Here is a 17,016-nt window from a genome sequence, read left to right as displayed (position 1 = left end):
CTTGGGCGATGGGCATGATCGGCGAATACCTGCGTGTCACGGCCGCTGAACTGGACCGGATGAGCCAAGACCGCGTATGGACCTGGTACTTCGTGGCAGCGGTCCAGGACGCCGAGGGGGAGGCGAGGCCCGCGCCGGCCCAGGCGCGCCACTTCAGCACGTACGAGAACTGGGACCTGCTCCGGTTCCTGCTGACCCGCGCCGAGTTCCCGGTGGACGTCATCCACGGCGAGGAGCCGTTCGCCGAGGAGGAGGACTGGGGGTACGGGCCGCCGCGGTGCCTGCGACCCGAGCGGGTCCGGTTCGCGGCGGAGACACTGCGGAACACCGGCTACAGCCACCTGATCGGCGGCGTGGAGCCGGCCGAACTGACCGAGGCCGAGGTGTACCCCCTCGGCTGGGGCATCCCGGGCGCGCTGGAGCGCGGACGTTACCCGTACGAGCGCCTCACCCAGTTCTTCGAGGCCGCGGCCAAGGCGGACGACTGGATACTCGTCTGGCTGGACTGACCGGGCCCGGTGGATACGGGGCCGCGGCTGCGAGGCCGCCTCCGAACAGCAAAAACGCCCTCCCGAAGGAGGGCGGAGACTGGGCGCCCCCGGCAGGACTCGAACCTGCGGCCAAGCGCTTAGAAGGCGCCTGCTCTATCCACTGAGCTACGGGGGCCGGTGTGGTGGCCTCGGTCGTGGTGCCCGGGTGCGGGCTGATCCTTGACGTTGCCGGGGACAAGGATAGGGCTCCCGCGTCCTTGTCCCTGTTGCTTCGCCTCCGTGACCCTATGTGGAGGTTCAGTGAAGCGGTCCTGATAATCGCAGGCAGGTACGAATCGTGCACCGCTTTTGGCCTCTGGCGCACCGGGTGTTGTGCACTCGTTATGCCTGGACTATGCCCGTGTCCCGGTCGCCCCTTCCGTCCCTTGTGTCCTGTCGGCGCGCAGGCATGCTCATATGCTTCAGAATTCCCCTAAAATTGGGCATTCTTCACATGTGGTGACCTTGGACGTACGGCCTCAGCTGATCGACGCACTTTCCGCTCTGCGCGACCGTGTCGCAGCCGCACGCTTTCCGCTCCCGCTGGCCGGGGCGCCACGCGCGCGTGCCAACCGCGACGAACTACTCGCCCAGCTCGACGACTACTTGGTGCCCCGGTTGAGAGAGCCCGAAGCGCCCCTGCTGGCGGTCGTCGGCGGCTCCACCGGAGCCGGCAAGTCGACACTGGTCAACTCCCTGGTGGGCCGCCGGGTCAGCGAGGCCGGCGTACTGCGGCCCACGACACGGACTCCCGTCCTCGTCTGCCATCCGGAGGATCACCACTGGTTCAGCGGCATGCGCGTCCTGCCCGACCTCACCCGGGTCCAGGTGCCCCAGCAGGACCCCGGCGACGATCTCCTGCTGCCCGGCGAGGACGCCGCGCGCGTGCTGCGCGTCGAGACCGCCGACACGCTCCCGCGCGGACTCGCGCTCCTCGACGCCCCCGACGTCGACTCCCTCGTCGCCGACAACCGCGTCCTCGCCGCCGAACTGATCTGCGCCGCCGACATCTGGGTCATGGTCACCACCGCCGCCCGCTACGCCGACGCCGTCCCCTGGCATCTGCTGCGCACCGCCAAGGAGTACGACGTCACCCTCGTCACCGTCCTGGACCGTGTGCCGCACCAGGTCGTCTCCGAGGTCTCCCGGCAGTACGGCGCCCTGCTCACCAAGGCCGGACTGGGCAGTGTGCCCCGCTTCACCGTCCCGGAGCTGCCCGAGTCGGCCTGGGGCGGCGGTCTGCTGCCCGCCAGCGCCGTGGCACCGCTGCGCACCTGGCTGGTGCACCAGGCCCAGGACCCGGTCGCCCGCCAGCACGTCATGGCCCGCACCGCCTACGGCGTCCTCGACTCCCTCAAGGCCCGTATGCCGGAGCTGGCCGGCGCGGCGGCCGCCCAGCACGCCGCCGCCCTCCGCCTCACCGCCGCCGTCGACTCCGCGTACGACAGCGAGCACGCGCGCGTGCGGGGCCGGCTCCAGTCCGGCACCGTGCTCGCCGGTGACGCCCTCAAGCGCTGGCGTGCCTTCCCCCTCGACTGCTCCGCCGGTGAGCTGCTGGACGCGCTCGCCGAGAGCCTCGCGGCGCTCCTGCTGTGCGCCGTCACCGCCGCCGACGAGCGCGTCGACGAGGCATGGCGGCGCGAACCGGCGGCAGCCGCGCCCGGCCTCCGGGACCGCGACCCCGCCCTGGAGAGCGCCGAGCACCGGATCGGCCTGGCCGTACGGCGCTGGCTGCGCGAGCTGGAGGAGTGCGCCGAGGAGGAGGTGCGCGAGCTGGACAAGGGCACCGCGCCCGAGCCCGGGACCGTCGCCGCGCTGGTCGCCACCGCGCTGCTGGGCGGGCGCCGGGCCCGAGCGGCCGGCGAGCGGCTCGCCGAGCGCATCGGCGCCCACGGCGCGCTGCGGCTGCGCGACCGCGGTGGCCGGCTGCTCGCCGAGCTCCTGGACCGGGTGATGCTCGCCGAGCGCGAGCGCAGGATCGCGCCGCTCGACGCCCTGGACGTCCATCCGGAGCCACAGGCCGAACTCATCGCCGCCCTGTCCGTACTGCAGAAGGAGAGGTGACCGGTGACCGCCGTCACTGACCAGGACCACGACCCGCGGCACGGCGAGACCGCAGCCGATGACGCCGTACCGACCGCCGGCGACGCCGGGAACGCAGGCACCGCCGGGAACGGAGGTACCGCCGGGAACGCAGGTACCGCCGCGAAGGGCGACGACGACACGCCCGGGGTGGACGAGCCGTCCGCCGCCGCGTCCGGCCAGGAGGCGGCCGACGCCGAGGCCGGGCCCGCCTGGGACGACGGGCTGATCGCCCGCCGGGTCAACGAGACCGACGCCGCGGAACAGCCCGTACCGGCCGTGGAGAGCCGGGCCTCCTCCCCGCAGGGGGCGGCGACCCTCGCGTTCGACGGCGCGCTGCGCTCGCGGCTCGACGCGCTGCGCGAGCTGGTGGGGCTCTCCCGGGCCCGGCTCGACAGCCGGACCCTCGCCGAGGCCGGACGGGTGCTCGACGAGGCCACCGCGCGGCGCCGGCTCTCCGGCGAGCACACGGTGGTCGCCATCGCGGGTGCGACCGGCAGCGGCAAGTCGCAGCTGTTCAACACACTGGCCGGCGTGCCCATCTCGGAGACCGGGGTGCGTCGGCCGACCACCGCCGCGCCCATCGCGTGCAGTTGGAGCGACGGCGCGGCCGCGCTGATCGACCGGCTCGGCATCCCGCCCCGGCTTCGCCGCCGTCCCGCCCAGCACGCCGACGCCGACGGGCAGTTGCGCGGACTGGTCCTGGTGGACCTGCCCGACCACGACTCCGCCGCCGTGCAGCACCGCGAGCAGGTGGACCGGGTCCTGGCCCTGGTCGACGCGGTCGTCTGGGTCGTCGACCCGGAGAAGTACGCGGACGCCATGCTCCACGAGCGCTATCTGCGGCCCATGGCGGGCCACGCCGAGATCATGTTCGTCGTCCTCAACCAGACCGACCGGCTGCCCGGCGAGGCGGCCGAGCAGGTCCTCGACGACCTGCGGCGCCTGCTGGACGAGGACGGCATCGCGCTCGGCGAGTACGGCGAACCGGGCGCCACCGTGCTGGCGCTGTCCGCGCTCACCGGCGACGGAGTCGGCGAACTGCGCGAGGCGCTCGGCCAGTTCGTCGCGGAGCGCGGTGCCCCCGCGCGCCGGATCTCCGCCGACGTGGACACCGCCGCCTGGCACCTGCGGCCCGTGTACGCCACCTCGCGGCACGCCGGGCTGAGCGAGGAGGCGCGCGAGGAGTTCGCCGCCCGGCTCGCCGACGCCGTCGGCGCCACCGCGGCCGGGGAGGCCGCCGAGCGCGCCTGGCTGCGCAACGCCAACCGCGCCTGCGGCACGCCCTGGCTGCGGCTGTGGCGGTGGTACCAGGACCGGCGCGAACCCCCCACCGGACGGTTCCCGCTGCGGTCCCAGGAGGACGAGGAGGCCACCGCGCGCCAGCGGGTGGAGCAGGCCGTGCGCACCGTCGCCGAGCGCGCCTCGGCCGGGCTGCCGACGCCGTGGGCGCAGGCGGTCCGCGAGGCGGCCGTCCGCGGCTCCCAAGGGCTGCCCGAGGCCCTGGACGGCCTGGCGGCGAAGGCGGGCCTGCCGCCGGGACGGCCGCCCCGGCCCGGCTGGTGGCCGGCGGCCGTGCTGGTGCAGGCGTCGATGACGCTCCTCCAGGTCGTCGGGGGCCTGTGGCTGGCGGCTCAGATCGCGGGCTTCATGGCGCCGAACCTGGGCGTGCCGGTGCTGCTGATGGTGGCCGGCATCGTCGGCGGTCCGCTGGTGGAGTGGGGCTGCCGGATGGCGGCGCGGGGGCCCGCCCGGCGCTACGGCGCGGAGGCGGAGAGACGGCTGCGGGAGTCGGCCGCCGGGTGCGGCCGGGCGCGGGTGCTGGACCCGCTGGCGGCCGAGCTGCTCCGGTACCGGGAGGTTCGGGAGCAGTACGGGCGGGTGAGCGGGGTGGGGGTCGGGTAGGCGGCTCGTCCGGAGGTGGAGGGGCTTCCTGGGCTCCCTGGGCTTCCTGGGCTCCCAGGGCATCCTGGGCTCCCGGGGCGGAATGGGGGCCGGGGGATGTGGAGCGCCGCGTTCGGGTGGCGGGGTTGTCCACAGGTGCGAGGTCGATCCACAGGGCGCAGCGGGCTCGGTCCGGCGGAGGCAGTCTGGCTTCGCGGCGATACGCACAGGGCGTGGTCGCCGCGGCAGACGCTGCCGTACGGGACGGGCCCGTACGTGGATCCGCCCGGACTTCGCGAGCCGGGCGAGCGAGGGGGCGCACGATGAACGAGACGACCATCTCCGTGGTGGGCAACGTGGCGACGCAGCCGGTGTACCGGGAGGCCGTGACGGGGCCGTCGGCGAGGTTCCGGCTGGCGGTGACCTCGCGCTATCTGGACCGCGAGCGGAACGAGTGGACGGACGGGCACACCAACTTCTTCACGGTGTGGGCCAATCGGCAGCTCGCCACCAACGCGGCGGCCTCGCTGACCGTCGGCGACCCCGTTCTCGTCCAGGGGAGGCTGAAGGTCCGCTCGGAGGTGCGCGAGCAGCAGACGTGGACCTCGGCCGACATCGAGGCGGTGGCCATCGGCCACGATCTCGCGCGGGGCACGTCGGCCTTCCGCCGCCCCGGCAGGCCGGAACCCGCGGTGCACACACCGTCGTCCCGGCCGGAGCCGAACTGGGAGACACCGGTGGGGGACGCGGACGAACCGCCGGGGACCGGCGCCCAACCGGCCGCCGAACCGGCGACCGTGACATGACGTCACCACCGCGCGGCCCGATCTGACCGGACTGCGGCTTATCGGCTCTTTCGCGTCGGCCGATCCCGGTGGATTTGTCGATAAGTCCGGCCCGCAACCGCCCGGGGCGATAACGATTCCGAGTCGGATCGCCCCTGCCATGAGATCTCCGGGAGGCGTGGTGCGGCAGGTACTTAGGATGCCGAACAAGGCTCGGGTGGCTTGCAGTTCCGCTGGTGGGACCGTACCCCCACGTCAACGGGTCCTGCTCGAAGGGGAATTCTGTGCTTTCTGCTTTCTCCGCGCTGACCGGGCGCGGCCGAGGGGCGGCCCGACTCGCCGCCGCGACGCTGGTGTCCGGCCTGCTCGCCGCCGGTACGACGCTGGCCGGCGCCGGCCAGGCGGCCGCGGTGGACGGGGCGGTGCGGAGTCAGGGCGGGGCGACCGCCACGATAGGCGGCCTGAAGACCTACGGCGCCGCCGTCATACGCGACGAGGCCGGCGATCAGGAGATCTCGGCCGGCCTGTTCGAGATGTCCGTCGACGGCGGTGGCACCCTCCAGACGTACTGCGTGGACCTGTACAACCCCACGCAGAAGGACGCCAAGTACCACGAGACGTGGTGGGGCGGGACCTCGCTCGGTGCCAACGAGAACGCGGGCCGCATCCGCTGGATCCTGCAGAACTCCTATCCCCAGGTGAACGACCTGGCGGAGCTCGGCCGGAAGGCGGGGGTGCGGGGCGGCCTCACCGAGCAGGACGCGGCGGCCGGCACCCAGGTGGCCGTGTGGCGCTACTCCGACGGCGCCGACGTGGACGCCGTGGACCCGCAGGCCGAGAAGCTCGCCGACTACCTGGAGAAGAGCGCCCGCGACCTGGCCGAGCCCAAGGCGTCGCTCACCCTCGATCCGCCGGTGCTCTCCGGTCACCCCGGCGAGCTGCTCGGACCGGTGACGGTGCGCACCGACGCCAACGCGGTGACGGTCGTGCCGCCCTCGGCGATGAGCGGGGTCCGGGTCGTCGACGAGAAGGGCGAGCCGGTCACCACCACGACCGACGGCGGCCAGGTCTGGTTCGAGGTGCCCGAGGACGCGCCGGACGGCACCGCCGAGCTGACCGTGCAGGCGTCCACGACCGTGCCGGTGGGCCGCGCCTTCACCTCCGAGAGCCGCAGCCAGACGCAGATCCTGGCCGGCTCCAGCGAGTCGACGGTGTCGGCGACGGCGAGCGCCACCTGGGCGAGCGGGGGTGCGATACCGGCCCTGTCGGCGAGGAAGAACTGCGCCGAGGGCGGCCTGGACATCGTGGCCGCCAACGAGGGCGACGAGAGCTTCACCTTCGAGCTGCTGGGCGTCGAGTACACCATCGGGGCGGGGGAGACCCGGACGGTGACGATCCCGCTCCAGGAGGACCAGGCCTACGACTTCACGATCGAGGGCCCCGGCGGCTTCGAGAAGCGCTTCGCCGGCGTCCTGGACTGCATGACCCAGGCGGCCGAGGCCGCGGAGGCCGACAACACCACGACCCAGACCCTGACCGAGCCGAGCCCCGCCACGGTGGGCGGCACCGCACAGGACACCAACCTCGCCGCGACGGGCAGCTCCGCCGCGACCCCGGCGATCGCGGGGGTGGCCATCGGCCTGGTGGTCATCGGAGGCGCGGCCCTGCTGATCGTCCGCCGCCGGGAGGCGTTGGGGCGGGACTGACGGGCGGAGCTGACGGGAACCGCTGAAGCGGGGCCGACGGCGCGGGTCGGCAGGCGGGGCTGAGGGGGCTGGGCCGACGGCGGTCCGGGCTTACGGCGGCCGTGCCGGACTCGGCGCCCGGCCCGCCCGCTCCCGGCCGGCCCCGACCGTCCCACGCCCCGCTCCCGCCCACCGCGGCGCGCGCACCGCGGTCCTGGCACGCACAACCGAACAGCCACGGGGGAGACGCAACGCATGAACACATCAGCACAGCCCGCGACGCCCACGGCGTACAAGGAAGGCCCACCCGACGGCCGGCCCGTGCTCATCGGGGCCCTCGCCCCGCTGGCCCCGCCCGGCTGGGCCGAGGCGGGCCGGCATCTGCTCGCCGGGCTCGAACTGGCCGTGGCCGACGTCAACGCGGCCGGCGGGATCGCGGGACGGCCCCTGGAGCTGGTGGTCCGGGACACCGCGGCCGATCCGGGACGGGCCGAGGCGGCCGTGACGGAACTGGCCGAGCTGGGCGTGGCCGCCCTGGCCGGCGAGTACCACAGCGTCGTCGCCCGTGCCGCCGCCGCCCGTGCCGACGCCCTCGGGCTGCCGTTCCTGTGCTCGTCGGCGGTGCTCGACGCGCTCACCGACCGGCCGACCGAGCTGGTCGCGCGCCTCGCCCCGGCGCAGTCCCACGGCTGGCGTACGTACGCGGACCACCTGCTCGGCGCGGGCCACAGCCGTATCGCCGTGGCGACCCAGCCGAGCGTCTACTGGGCGACCGGCACCGGTCTGCTGCGGGAGCGCCTGGCCCCGCAGGGCGGCACCGTGACCGAACTCGACGCGACCGCCCTCGCCCCCGCTGAGCTGTGCGACGCACTCGCCGAGGACGGCGCCACCGCCCTGCTGCTCCTGGTCGGCCACCCCGACCCGGCGGTGCCGCTGGTGCGGGCCGTCCGGGCGGACGAGCGGCTCGCCGACGTTCTGATCGGCGCTCCGGCCGGGCAGCCCGAGCTGCCGGAATGGGAGCGGCTGCTGGGTGCCGACGGCGCCGGGATCCCCTTCCTGCGCTATCTGCCCGAGCGCCTCGGCCCGCTCGGCGAACGGGTCGGGACGGACCTGCGCGAGCGGCTGGGCCAGGAGCCCTCCTTCGTCGGCCACGAGGGCTACGACACGATCACCGTCCTCGCCGGGCTGCTGCGCGCCCACGGCACGGACCGGGCCCGGATCGCCGCGTCCTGGCCGGACGTGGAGGTCGAGGGCACCCGCGGCCCGATCCGGTTCTCCCGGGTGCCGGGCACGGGCGTTTGGCAGTGGGCCTGGCCGCCGGTCCAGGTGGCCGACCGCGACCCGGCGGCACCGGACCGCTTCCGCGTCCTGCGCACCGGCTGACGCACGACCCCTGGCCCCCGGTCGGCCCACCACCGCATCCGGGAACCCCCAGGTCACAGCCCCCGGACCGAACGGGTTTCCCCCCAGGGGTGGCCGTCGGGCAAGATGGGGTGTATCTGCCCACTGCCAGATTTCAAGCTGCCGGACGGTTTCTCTTGGCTGAGTTCATTTACACCATGCGCAAGGCGCGCAAGGCGCACGGCGACAAGGTGATCCTCGACGACGTCACCCTGAACTTCCTCCCCGGAGCGAAGATCGGCGTCGTCGGCCCGAACGGCGCCGGTAAGTCGACCGTGCTGAAGATCATGGCGGGGCTGGAGCAGCCGTCGAACGGTGACGCCTTCCTGTCGCCCGGGTACAGCGTCGGCATCCTGATGCAGGAGCCCAAGCTCAACGACGACAAGACCGTCCTGGAGAACGTCCAGGAGGGTGTCGCCGAGGTCAAGGGCAAGCTCGACCGGTTCAACGAGATCGCCGAGCTGATGGCGACCGACTACTCCGACGCGCTGCTCGACGAGATGGGCAAGCTCCAGGAGGACCTCGACCACTCCAACGCCTGGGACCTCGACGCCCAGCTGGAGCAGGCCATGGACGCCCTGGGCTGCCCGCCCGGCGACTGGCCGGTCGTCAACCTCTCCGGTGGCGAGAAGCGCCGTGTGGCGCTCTGCAAGCTGCTGCTGGAGGCCCCCGACCTGCTGCTCCTCGACGAGCCCACCAACCACCTCGACGCCGAGTCGGTGAACTGGCTGGAGCAGCACCTCGCCAAGTACGCGGGCACCGTCGTGGCCATCACCCACGACCGGTACTTCCTGGACAACGTCGCCGAGTGGATCCTCGAACTCGACCGCGGCCGCGCCTACCCCTACGAGGGCAACTACTCCACCTACCTGGAGACCAAGCAGACCCGTCTGAAGGTCGAGGGGCAGAAGGACGCCAAGCGTGCGAAGCGTCTGAAGGAAGAGCTGGAGTGGGTGCGCTCCAACGCCAAGGGGCGCCAGGCCAAGTCGAAGGCGCGTCTGGCCCGCTACGAGGAGATGGCCGCCGAGGCCGAGAAGATGCGGAAGCTGGACTTCGAGGAGATCCAGATCCCGCCGGGCCCGCGGCTCGGCAGCATCGTCGTCGAGGTCAACAACCTCAACAAGGCCTTCGGCGAGAAGGTCCTCATCGACGACCTCTCCTTCACGCTGCCGCGCAACGGCATCGTCGGTGTCATCGGCCCGAACGGCGCCGGCAAGACCACCCTCTTCAAGATGATCCAGGGTCTCGAAGAGCCCGACTCCGGGTCCATCAAGGTCGGCGAGACCGTCAAGATCTCCTACGTCGACCAGAGCCGCGAGAACATCGACCCCAAGAAGACCCTGTGGGCCGTGGTCTCCGACGAGCTGGACTACATCAACGTCGGTCAGGTCGAGATGCCGAGCCGGGCGTACGTGTCCGCCTTCGGCTTCAAGGGCCCGGACCAGCAGAAGCCCGCCGGGGTGCTCTCCGGCGGTGAGCGCAACCGCCTCAACCTGGCGCTCACCCTCAAGCAGGGCGGCAACCTGCTGCTCCTCGACGAGCCGACCAACGACCTCGACGTCGAGACGCTGTCCTCCCTGGAGAACGCCCTGCTCGACTTCCCGGGCTGCGCCGTGGTCGTCTCCCACGACCGCTGGTTCCTGGACCGGGTGGCCACCCACATCCTCGCCTACGAGGGCGAGTCCAAGTGGTTCTGGTTCGAGGGCAACTTCGAGTCCTACGAGAAGAACAAGATCGAGCGCCTCGGTGCGGACGCCACCCGCCCGCACCGCGCCACCTACAAGAAGCTGACCCGGGGCTGATCGATCTTGCGGCACATCTACCGCTGCCCGCTGCGCTGGGCGGACATGGACGCGTACGGCCACGTCAACAACGTGGTCTTCCTCCGGTACCTGGAGGAAGCCCGTATCGACTTCCTGTTCCGTCCGGACAAGGATTTCCAGCAGGGGTCCGTGGTGGCGCGCCATGAGATCGACTACAAGCGGCAGCTCGTGCACCGGCACCGCCCGGTGGACATCGAGCTGTGGGTCACCGAGATAAGGGCCGCCTCCTTCACCATCACCTACGAGGTGAAGGACGCGGACCTGGTCTACGTCCGTGCGTCGACGGTGATAGTGCCGTTCGACTTCGAGGCGCAGCGGCCCCGCCGGATCACCTCCGAGGAACGAGAGTTCCTCCGGGAGTACACCGACGACGTGGAGGAGGAGGCCGTCGCCGCATGACGGTGCTCCACCTCGCCGAGGAGGGGGAGGCGGCCGATCTCGCCGCCTTCCTCTCCCGGCTGCTCCACTACGACCGGTCCGCCGCGGTGCGCCTTCAGGCGGCCGGCACCGCGCTCGCCGTCTTCGGCCGTCCGCCCTCCTTCGAGGTGCTGGCGATCCGCGCGGCACGGCTGGCCAAGCCGTACGAGGACGGCCTCGACGTCACCCTGGACCGGACCGTGTCCGCCGGTGAACTCCTGGAGGCGGTGGACGAGGCCGCGGCCACGGCCGTCGTCCCGGGCGCCGTCACCGGGCCGCCCTGGGCCGGTGTGCTGCCGCCCCGCGGCGGCTGGCGGACCGAGCCGGGACTGCCCGCCCCCGACGCGCTGCGCGCCATGGTCGGTGCCGCGGTCGCCGAATTCCGCGCCCGCACCGAGGAACTCGGCCCGGAGGGGCGCACCAGAGCCGCACTCGACCTGATCGGGCGGGACATCTGGTCCCGGACCGTCGGCGACACCTCGCTGCCCGTACGGGCCGTGCACGCCGCCCAGTCCCTGGGCTTCCTGCGGGGCGGCGGGGAACCCGCGCTGCTGTCGGCGGGGAGCTGGCTGCGCCTGCGCACCCCCTACGGGTCCGTCGCCGTGCGTACGGCGGGACTCGGGGCGCTGGGGGTCAGCGTCTCCCGCTGACCCGCCCGCCCACCGGTCTCAGTCCGCGCTGTTCACCATCGAAGCCGCCGCGTACGTCAGGTAGTTCCACAGGGTCCGCTCGTGCTCCTCGGAGAGGCCGAGCTCGTCGACGGCGTCCCGCATGTGCTTCAGCCAGGCGTCGTGGGCCGCGCGGTCGACGGTGAAGGGGGCGTGGCGCATCCGCAGACGGGGGTGGCCGCGGTTCTCGCTGTACGTGGTCGGACCGCCCCAGTACTGAATGAGGAACAGGACCAGGCGCTCCTCGGCGGGGCCCAGGTCCTCCTCGGGGTACATGGGCCGCAGCAGCGGGTCCTCGGCGACACCCGCGTAGAAACGGTGGACCAGACGGCGGAAGGTCTCCTCCCCGCCGACCTGCTCGTAGAAGGTCTGCTCCTGAAGCGTGCCGCGCCGAATCTCTTTCACCCTCCCATGGTCTCAGACGCCACGACCGAGGACCTGGGACTTAGGACCTCGGCCACCGGGCCCACCGGCGGGCCGCGATCCGGCCGGTCCGGCACTCGCCGTGCGCCGTCCGGCGCAGGACAGTGGAGGCATGGGCGCCCCCGCTCCCGAACAGGACCTCGACGACCTCGCCGCAGCGGCGCGGGCGCAACTGGTGCGCGAGATCGACCTCAGCGGCGCCTGGGACGAGGACCCGGTGTGGCGGGAGGTGTTCGCGGCCGTCCCGCGCCATCTCTTCGTGCCCTACTACTACGTGGGCGCGGTCGGCGGGTACGAGCGCCGCTGGGGCGAGAGTCCCGAACCGGGCGGGCGGGAGCTGTGGATGCGCGGCGCCTACGCCGACGTACCGCTGGCCACCCGGCTGCGTGACGGGGAGCTGCTCTCCTCCAGCAGCCAGCCCTCGCTGATGGCGATGATGCTGGTCGCGCTCGGCGTGCGGGACGGGGACCGGGTGCTGGAGATCGGCGCCGGGACCGGCTACAACGCGGCGCTGCTGGCCCGGCGGCTGGGCGACGACCGGCTCGTCACGACCGTCGAGCTGGAGCCTGAGATCACCGAGTCGGCCCGGCTCCATCTGGCCGCGGCCGGGTACCACCCCGCGGTGCTCACCGGCGACGGCGCCCGCGGTGCCGCCGAACGCGCGCCCTTCGACCGAATCATCGCGACCTGCGCGCTGCCGTCCGTCCCGCCGGCCTGGCTCGCCCAGTGCCGGGCGGGCGCCCGGATCCTGGCCCCGATGGCCACCGGTCTGGTCGTGCTGACCGTGCGCGGCCCCGAGCACGCCGAGGGCCGCTTCCTGTCCACGCCCGCCTACTTCGTCCCGCTGCGCGGCGGCCCGCCGGAGGAGGAACCCCTGCCCTACGGAGGGGTCCCGCGCCGGGCCCGGGAGCACGAGCTGTTCCGCTTCCTGCTGGCGCTCAGCCGCGACAGCCTGGACCCGCAGGAGGCGTACGCGATGTGGCGGCGCGAGAGCATGCCGCAGCGGCGGCGCTACGGCGTCACCGTCAGCGGTGGGCGCGGGTGGGCCTGGCTGGACGATCCGGAGGGGCCGTACGCCTGGCCCCTCCGGTGAGGCGGGTCAGCCCCGGCGGATGGTGATCGTCGTCCACGCGCCGACGTGCACCCGGTCGCCGTCCTGCAGCGGTACCGGGACGAACGGCTGGATCGGCTCCTCGGAGCCGTTCACCGTCGTGCCGTTGGTGGAGTTCTGGTCGACGACCGCCCAGGAGCCGTCGGGCTGCTGGACCAGCACCGCGTGCTGGTGCGAGACGCCCGGGTCCTCCGGCGGCACCGACAGGTCGATGTCCGGGGTGTCGCCGGTGGAGTGCCGGCGGCGGCCGATGGTGACCTGGTTGCCGCCGAGGGTGCGCTGCTGCTCGGGGGAGTACGCGGGCAGGTTCAGGCCCGCAGCTTCGGGGCCGGAGCGCTGCATCATCGCCATGAAGTAGTCGCGGTCCGGGCCGATCGTCGCCGACCAGGTGGCCGGCTGCTGCGGGAAGGCCTGGCCGGGCTGCGGGTAGCCGTAGCCGCCCTGGCCGCCGGGCGCACCCGCGGACGGGGGCTGGATCACCCAGTCGTCCTCGCCGCCGCCGAAGGACGGGCCGCCGGGCTGCGGCCGGTTCGCCTCCTGCGGGAAGGCCGGCGGGGCGGGCGGGCCGGAGGGGGACTGGAACGCCTGCGGAGCACCGCCGGGTCCGCCGGGGCCGGCGGGCGGGGTGGGACCGGGCGGCGGCGGGACCGGCCGCGAGCCGTCGCCGCCGAAACCGGACGGGCCACCGGGGCCACCGGGGCCACCGGGGCCACCGGGGCCACCAGGTCCGCCGGGGCCGGGGCCGCCCGGACCAGGGACGCCGGGTCCGCCGTAGGCGCCCGTGCCGCCGGGCGCACCGGGGCCGCCGTAGCCACCGGGACCACCCGGGCCGGGGCCGCCGGGACCGCCGTAGCCAGGACCGCCTGGTCCACCGGGACCGGGACCGCCGTAGCCGCCCGGACCGCCGGGGCCTCCCGGGCCGCCGGGTGCCGAGGCGGGGTCGGAGCCGAACGGCGGAATCGGTTCGGCGGGCCGGTTCATCTGCGACGGCCGCGAGCTCTGGTAGTCGTAGGAGTCACCCCCGCCGTAGGACGGCCCGGGCGGCGGCTGCTGGAAGCGGGCGGCGGGGCTCGGGCCGGGCGGGCGCGGGGCGGCCGGGGTGTACGAGGTCGCCGTGTTGGTCAGGAAGTTCCACCGGCACTCCTCGCAGAACGGCGCGCCGCCCTCACGGGGCGTGCGGCACTGCGGGCACAGCTCCGGCTCGGCGTTCGGCACGGAGGACAGGTGCGGCGGCCGGGCACCGCCGGGCTGGGCGCCGGGCGGCGGGAAGCCGTAGCCGCCGCCGGGCGGCGGGGGAGGGGGCGGAGGTACGGCACCGGCCATGCGGTGACCGCAGACCTCGCACCAGTCGTCGGAACCCGACTGGTGTCCGTTCGGGCAGGTCGGCATGTCGGCGCTTCCCCCTCTCCTTTCCGGCCGCCATGGCCGGATTACTCCCACCCCGAGGGGCCGGGCTCGTGGTCTTGCTCGGGCGGTACTGGTGTCACTTCTTTACACGAACAGTCTTTGTGGACCGGGTTTCGAGAGTCATCTCGTCGGCCTCCGCGACCTTCGCCTTCAGTCGCACAGTACCTGCCGCGGCATCGACCACGTCCACCACCTTCGAAAGGAGTTTCGCCGTATCGGCGTTTCCGGAGGCGCTGGCGAGCTGAACGGCCCGGCCCAGTTTGGCGGTTGCCCCGTCCGTATCGCCCGCTTTGCGGAGGTCCAGTCCCTGCTGGATGGCCTGGGCCAGTTCGGCCTGCCCGGTGTAGTGGGCGACTTGGGGGTTGATCGACGTCGAGGCGGCCATGTCGTCGGTCCACACGGCCCTCACCAGGCCCTGGGCGCCGAGGTTGTGGACGTCGTCCGACCCGGGCCGCGGAGTGACCAGCGACACCCGTGCGGCCAGCATCTCCCGGCCCAGTTCAGCGGCCGGGACCTCCACGCACACGTGGTAGTCACGGGACTCGTCCCCCCAGGAGCCGGTGGGGTAGTCGCCGGAGCGCGGCCCCGACTCCGTGCGGCGGTCGGTCAGCTCCTCGACCGTGGGGGCGACCTGCTTGACGAACTTGATGGTGGTGCCGACCGGGGTCCACACCCTGAGGGAGACGTCCGCGACCTCCTTGCCCATCGCCGTCTCCATCATCCGCGTGAAGTCGGCGGCGAGGCCGGCCGGGTCGGCGACGATGTCGGCGGTGCCGAGCAGCGCGGAGGAGATCGCTGTGACTTCTTTCACTTCCCAGTCGGTGCCCACACCGCGGGCGTCACAGGTGAAACGGCCCGCGCAGGCGTCCAGGGCGGCCCGCAGATCCTGTGGTGACTCGTGTTCATTGCGGCCGTCGGTGAGCAGGATGCCGTGGCGGATGGCGACGTCCGCGGAGGACAGCAGCCGGTCGGCGAGGCGCAGCCAGGTCCCGATCGCCGTGCCGCCGCCCGCGCTGAGCCTGCGCAGCGCCTCCTTGGCCTGCTCGCGGGTGGTGGGGTCGGCGACCGCGAGGCGCCCGCCGCCCGGGTAGACCTCCTTGGCGACATGGGTGCCGCCGATCACCGCGAAGTGGACGCCGTCGCGCAGGGTGTCCACGGCCGCGGCCGTGGCGTCCCGGGCGTTGCGCATCTTGGTCCCCGGGTAGTCCATCGAACCCGAGCAGTCGACCATGATCGCCACCGCGGCGGACGGGCCCTGCCCCGGCGTGTAGAGGTGGGGCGCGGCGACCGCGTTACCGATCGTGCCGCCCCCGGTCGAGGTGACCGTGACGATCGCGTTGACCTCGCGGCCGCCCTCGGGGAGGTACTCGTTCTGGTACACGTCCATCGAGAACTGCGGCACGTTCGATTTCGAGAAAATGGCCATGCTTCTCTGATCCCCCTGTGAGACCCCACCGGGGTGGGGCGATGGCTGTGGGCGGACCGGTCCCCTCCGGTCCGTCGAGGCTGTCCCCCGCGGCGCGGCCTCTCAGGCCGATCCTGCCCCCAACTGCGGTGCCGGGAACGGCAGCACGGCCACTGTTACGTTGTCGTGGCCCCCACCGTCGAGCGCGTGACCGACCAGCACCCGCGCGCTGTGCAGCGGACGCACGGCCGCGTCGAGGGGCACCACCTCGGCCATCTCCTCGGCGCCCTCGGCGTAGTTCCACAGGCCGTCGGTGCACACCACGACCACACCCGGCCGGTCCGGCTTGAAGGAGGCGGTGTGCGGCTCCAGTTCGTAGGCGTCCGCGCCGAGCCAGCCGGTGATCGCGTGGGCCCGCTCGTCGGCGTACGCCTCGGCCTCGTTCATCAGCCCGGCGGCGACCATCTGCGCGGCCCAGGAGTCGTCCTCGGTGAGCCGTGCGGGCGGGGTCCCGCGGTCCACCGGGACCCAGTAGACGCGGCTGTCGCCGACCCAGCCGACGACCAGCAGTCCGGCGGTGATGACCGCGCCGACCAGGGTGCAGGCGGGGGAGTTCTGGTGCGGGGCCTGCTCGCGGGCGGTGGCGGGCTCGCCGGCCAGCGCGTTGACCGCGCGGGAGGCCGCCACGATCGCCTCGTGCATGGCCTGCTGGGGGTGCGTGCCCTGCGGCAGGGCGGCCAGCAGCGTGTCGCTCGCCGCCCGGGACGCGGCCAGCGAGGCGTCGTCGGGGCGGGTCGCGGAGGAGACGCCGTCGCAGACGATCGCCAGGACCGCGGGGGAGCCGTCGGGCAGGGCCGTGCAGCCCACGGCGAAGGCGTCCTCGTTGCGGTGGTGGCGCAGCCCGCGGTCGCTGACGGCGGCCACCGGGCCGCACTCCTGCTCCATGTGGTCGCGTTCGCGGGGCTGGGCGTGCCCGCAGTTCTCGCAGTAGCCGTCGTGGTCGACCCGGCCCGCCCGGCAGGCCACGCACACCTTGGCGCCGGCGGCCTCGGGGGCGGGCTGCTCGGCGGCGATCCGCGGATCCGGCGCCTGGAGCGCGTACTCGTCCGGCTCGGGCGCGCGGTCGAACCGCACTCCGCCCCGGGCGGCGCCGTCGCCGCCGTCCGACTCCGTGCCCTGGAGGTCGGTCGGCAGATGGACCGCGGGCGGGGTGTCCGAACTGTCCGGCTCAACGGCGTGCGGCCAGGCCACATCGCCGTTCGCGGCGGCCGGCGTGTCGAGCAGCGCGGACAGGTCGTATCCGCACTTCTCGCAGAACCGGTCACCCGAGTGCAGCGGTTCGGCGCAGCTCGGGCACTTCGACAGCGCGGTCTGCTGGGGCATCTGCGACATCAA

General features: G+C 73.4%; 14 protein-coding genes and 1 tRNA gene. 10 read left to right on the top strand and 5 right to left on the bottom strand.

The window, feature by feature from the left end; translation table 11 throughout:
- Positions 1 to 8: 8 nt before the first annotated feature.
- Entirely contained in the window at positions 9 to 509 is a 501-nt protein-coding gene (locus ABT296_RS07530; protein WP_351924278.1) for a DUF1877 family protein, read from the top strand.
- 84 nt (positions 510 to 593) lie between these two features.
- Here the strand turns inward: ABT296_RS07530 and ABT296_RS07525 are convergent.
- Positions 594 to 666 (bottom strand) — tRNA-Arg (locus ABT296_RS07525).
- A gap of 320 nt (positions 667 to 986) precedes the next feature.
- Between ABT296_RS07525 and ABT296_RS07520 the strand changes: the two genes are divergently transcribed.
- The 8 genes from ABT296_RS07520 (at position 987) to ABT296_RS07485 (ending at position 11,257) form a co-directional block, all read left to right on the top strand.
- Positions 987 to 2,594, top strand: a complete 1,608-nt coding sequence (locus ABT296_RS07520) for a dynamin family protein (RefSeq protein ID WP_351924276.1) — start codon at positions 987 to 989, stop codon at positions 2,592 to 2,594.
- 3 nt (positions 2,595 to 2,597) lie between these two features.
- Positions 2,598 to 4,517: a YfjP family GTPase gene (locus ABT296_RS07515; RefSeq protein ID WP_351924274.1), complete on the top strand. Its 1,920-nt coding sequence runs from the start codon at positions 2,598 to 2,600 to the stop codon at positions 4,515 to 4,517.
- Between the two features lie 302 nt (positions 4,518 to 4,819).
- Positions 4,820 to 5,302 (top strand): single-stranded DNA-binding protein, encoded by a 483-nt coding sequence (locus tag ABT296_RS07510; RefSeq protein WP_351924272.1) that lies wholly within the window; start codon positions 4,820 to 4,822, stop codon positions 5,300 to 5,302.
- 263 nt (positions 5,303 to 5,565) lie between these two features.
- The gene (locus ABT296_RS07505; RefSeq protein WP_351924270.1) at positions 5,566 to 6,987 is read left to right on the top strand and encodes a Cys-Gln thioester bond-forming surface protein; all 1,422 of its coding nucleotides are present in this window, start codon (positions 5,566 to 5,568) and stop codon (positions 6,985 to 6,987) included.
- Positions 6,988 to 7,221: 234 nt separating this feature from the next.
- Positions 7,222 to 8,349 carry an ABC transporter substrate-binding protein gene (locus tag ABT296_RS07500; protein WP_351924268.1) on the top strand — a complete coding sequence of 376 codons (1,128 nt, stop codon included), beginning with the start codon at positions 7,222 to 7,224 and terminating at the stop codon, positions 8,347 to 8,349.
- A gap of 155 nt (positions 8,350 to 8,504) precedes the next feature.
- Positions 8,505 to 10,169, top strand: a complete 1,665-nt coding sequence (gene ettA, locus ABT296_RS07495; protein ID WP_351924266.1) for an energy-dependent translational throttle protein EttA — start codon at positions 8,505 to 8,507, stop codon at positions 10,167 to 10,169.
- Positions 10,170 to 10,175: 6 nt separating this feature from the next.
- Positions 10,176 to 10,589 carry an acyl-CoA thioesterase gene (locus ABT296_RS07490; RefSeq protein ID WP_351924264.1) on the top strand — a complete coding sequence of 138 codons (414 nt, stop codon included), beginning with the start codon at positions 10,176 to 10,178 and terminating at the stop codon, positions 10,587 to 10,589.
- Positions 10,586 to 11,257: a DUF8185 domain-containing protein gene (locus ABT296_RS07485; protein ID WP_351924262.1), complete on the top strand. Its 672-nt coding sequence runs from the start codon at positions 10,586 to 10,588 to the stop codon at positions 11,255 to 11,257. The genes ABT296_RS07490 and ABT296_RS07485 overlap by 4 nt, the downstream gene beginning before the upstream one ends.
- Before the next feature lie 18 nt (positions 11,258 to 11,275).
- On the opposite strand, the gene ABT296_RS07480 is transcribed toward ABT296_RS07485, so the two are convergent.
- Positions 11,276 to 11,680 (bottom strand): globin, encoded by a 405-nt coding sequence (locus ABT296_RS07480; protein WP_351924260.1) that lies wholly within the window; start codon positions 11,678 to 11,680, stop codon positions 11,276 to 11,278.
- Positions 11,681 to 11,810: 130 nt separating this feature from the next.
- Between ABT296_RS07480 and ABT296_RS07475 the strand changes: the two genes are divergently transcribed.
- Positions 11,811 to 12,791 carry a methyltransferase domain-containing protein gene (locus ABT296_RS07475; RefSeq protein WP_351924258.1) on the top strand — a complete coding sequence of 327 codons (981 nt, stop codon included), beginning with the start codon at positions 11,811 to 11,813 and terminating at the stop codon, positions 12,789 to 12,791.
- 6 nt (positions 12,792 to 12,797) lie between these two features.
- Here the strand turns inward: ABT296_RS07475 and ABT296_RS07470 are convergent, their stop codons facing one another.
- The 3 genes from ABT296_RS07470 to ABT296_RS07460 all read right to left on the bottom strand — a co-directional run bounded on the left by ABT296_RS07470 (position 12,798) and on the right by ABT296_RS07460 (position 17,013).
- On the bottom strand, positions 12,798 to 14,198 hold the full coding sequence (locus tag ABT296_RS07470; RefSeq protein WP_351924256.1) for an FHA domain-containing protein: 1,401 nt from the start codon (positions 14,196 to 14,198) through the stop codon (positions 12,798 to 12,800).
- A gap of 94 nt (positions 14,199 to 14,292) precedes the next feature.
- Positions 14,293 to 15,642: a vWA domain-containing protein gene (locus ABT296_RS07465; protein ID WP_351924254.1), complete on the bottom strand. Its 1,350-nt coding sequence runs from the start codon at positions 15,640 to 15,642 to the stop codon at positions 14,293 to 14,295.
- Between the two features lie 102 nt (positions 15,643 to 15,744).
- Positions 15,745 to 17,013 (bottom strand): PP2C family protein-serine/threonine phosphatase, encoded by a 1,269-nt coding sequence (locus ABT296_RS07460; protein ID WP_351924252.1) that lies wholly within the window; start codon positions 17,011 to 17,013, stop codon positions 15,745 to 15,747.
- Positions 17,014 to 17,016: the final 3 nt, after the last annotated feature.

Source organism: Streptomyces sp. NPDC000983 (assembly GCF_040299205.1).
GTDB lineage: Bacteria > Actinomycetota > Actinomycetes > Streptomycetales > Streptomycetaceae > Streptomyces.
Note: the sequence above shows the minus strand (reverse complement) of the source record. Positions and strands in the feature narration are given on the sequence as shown.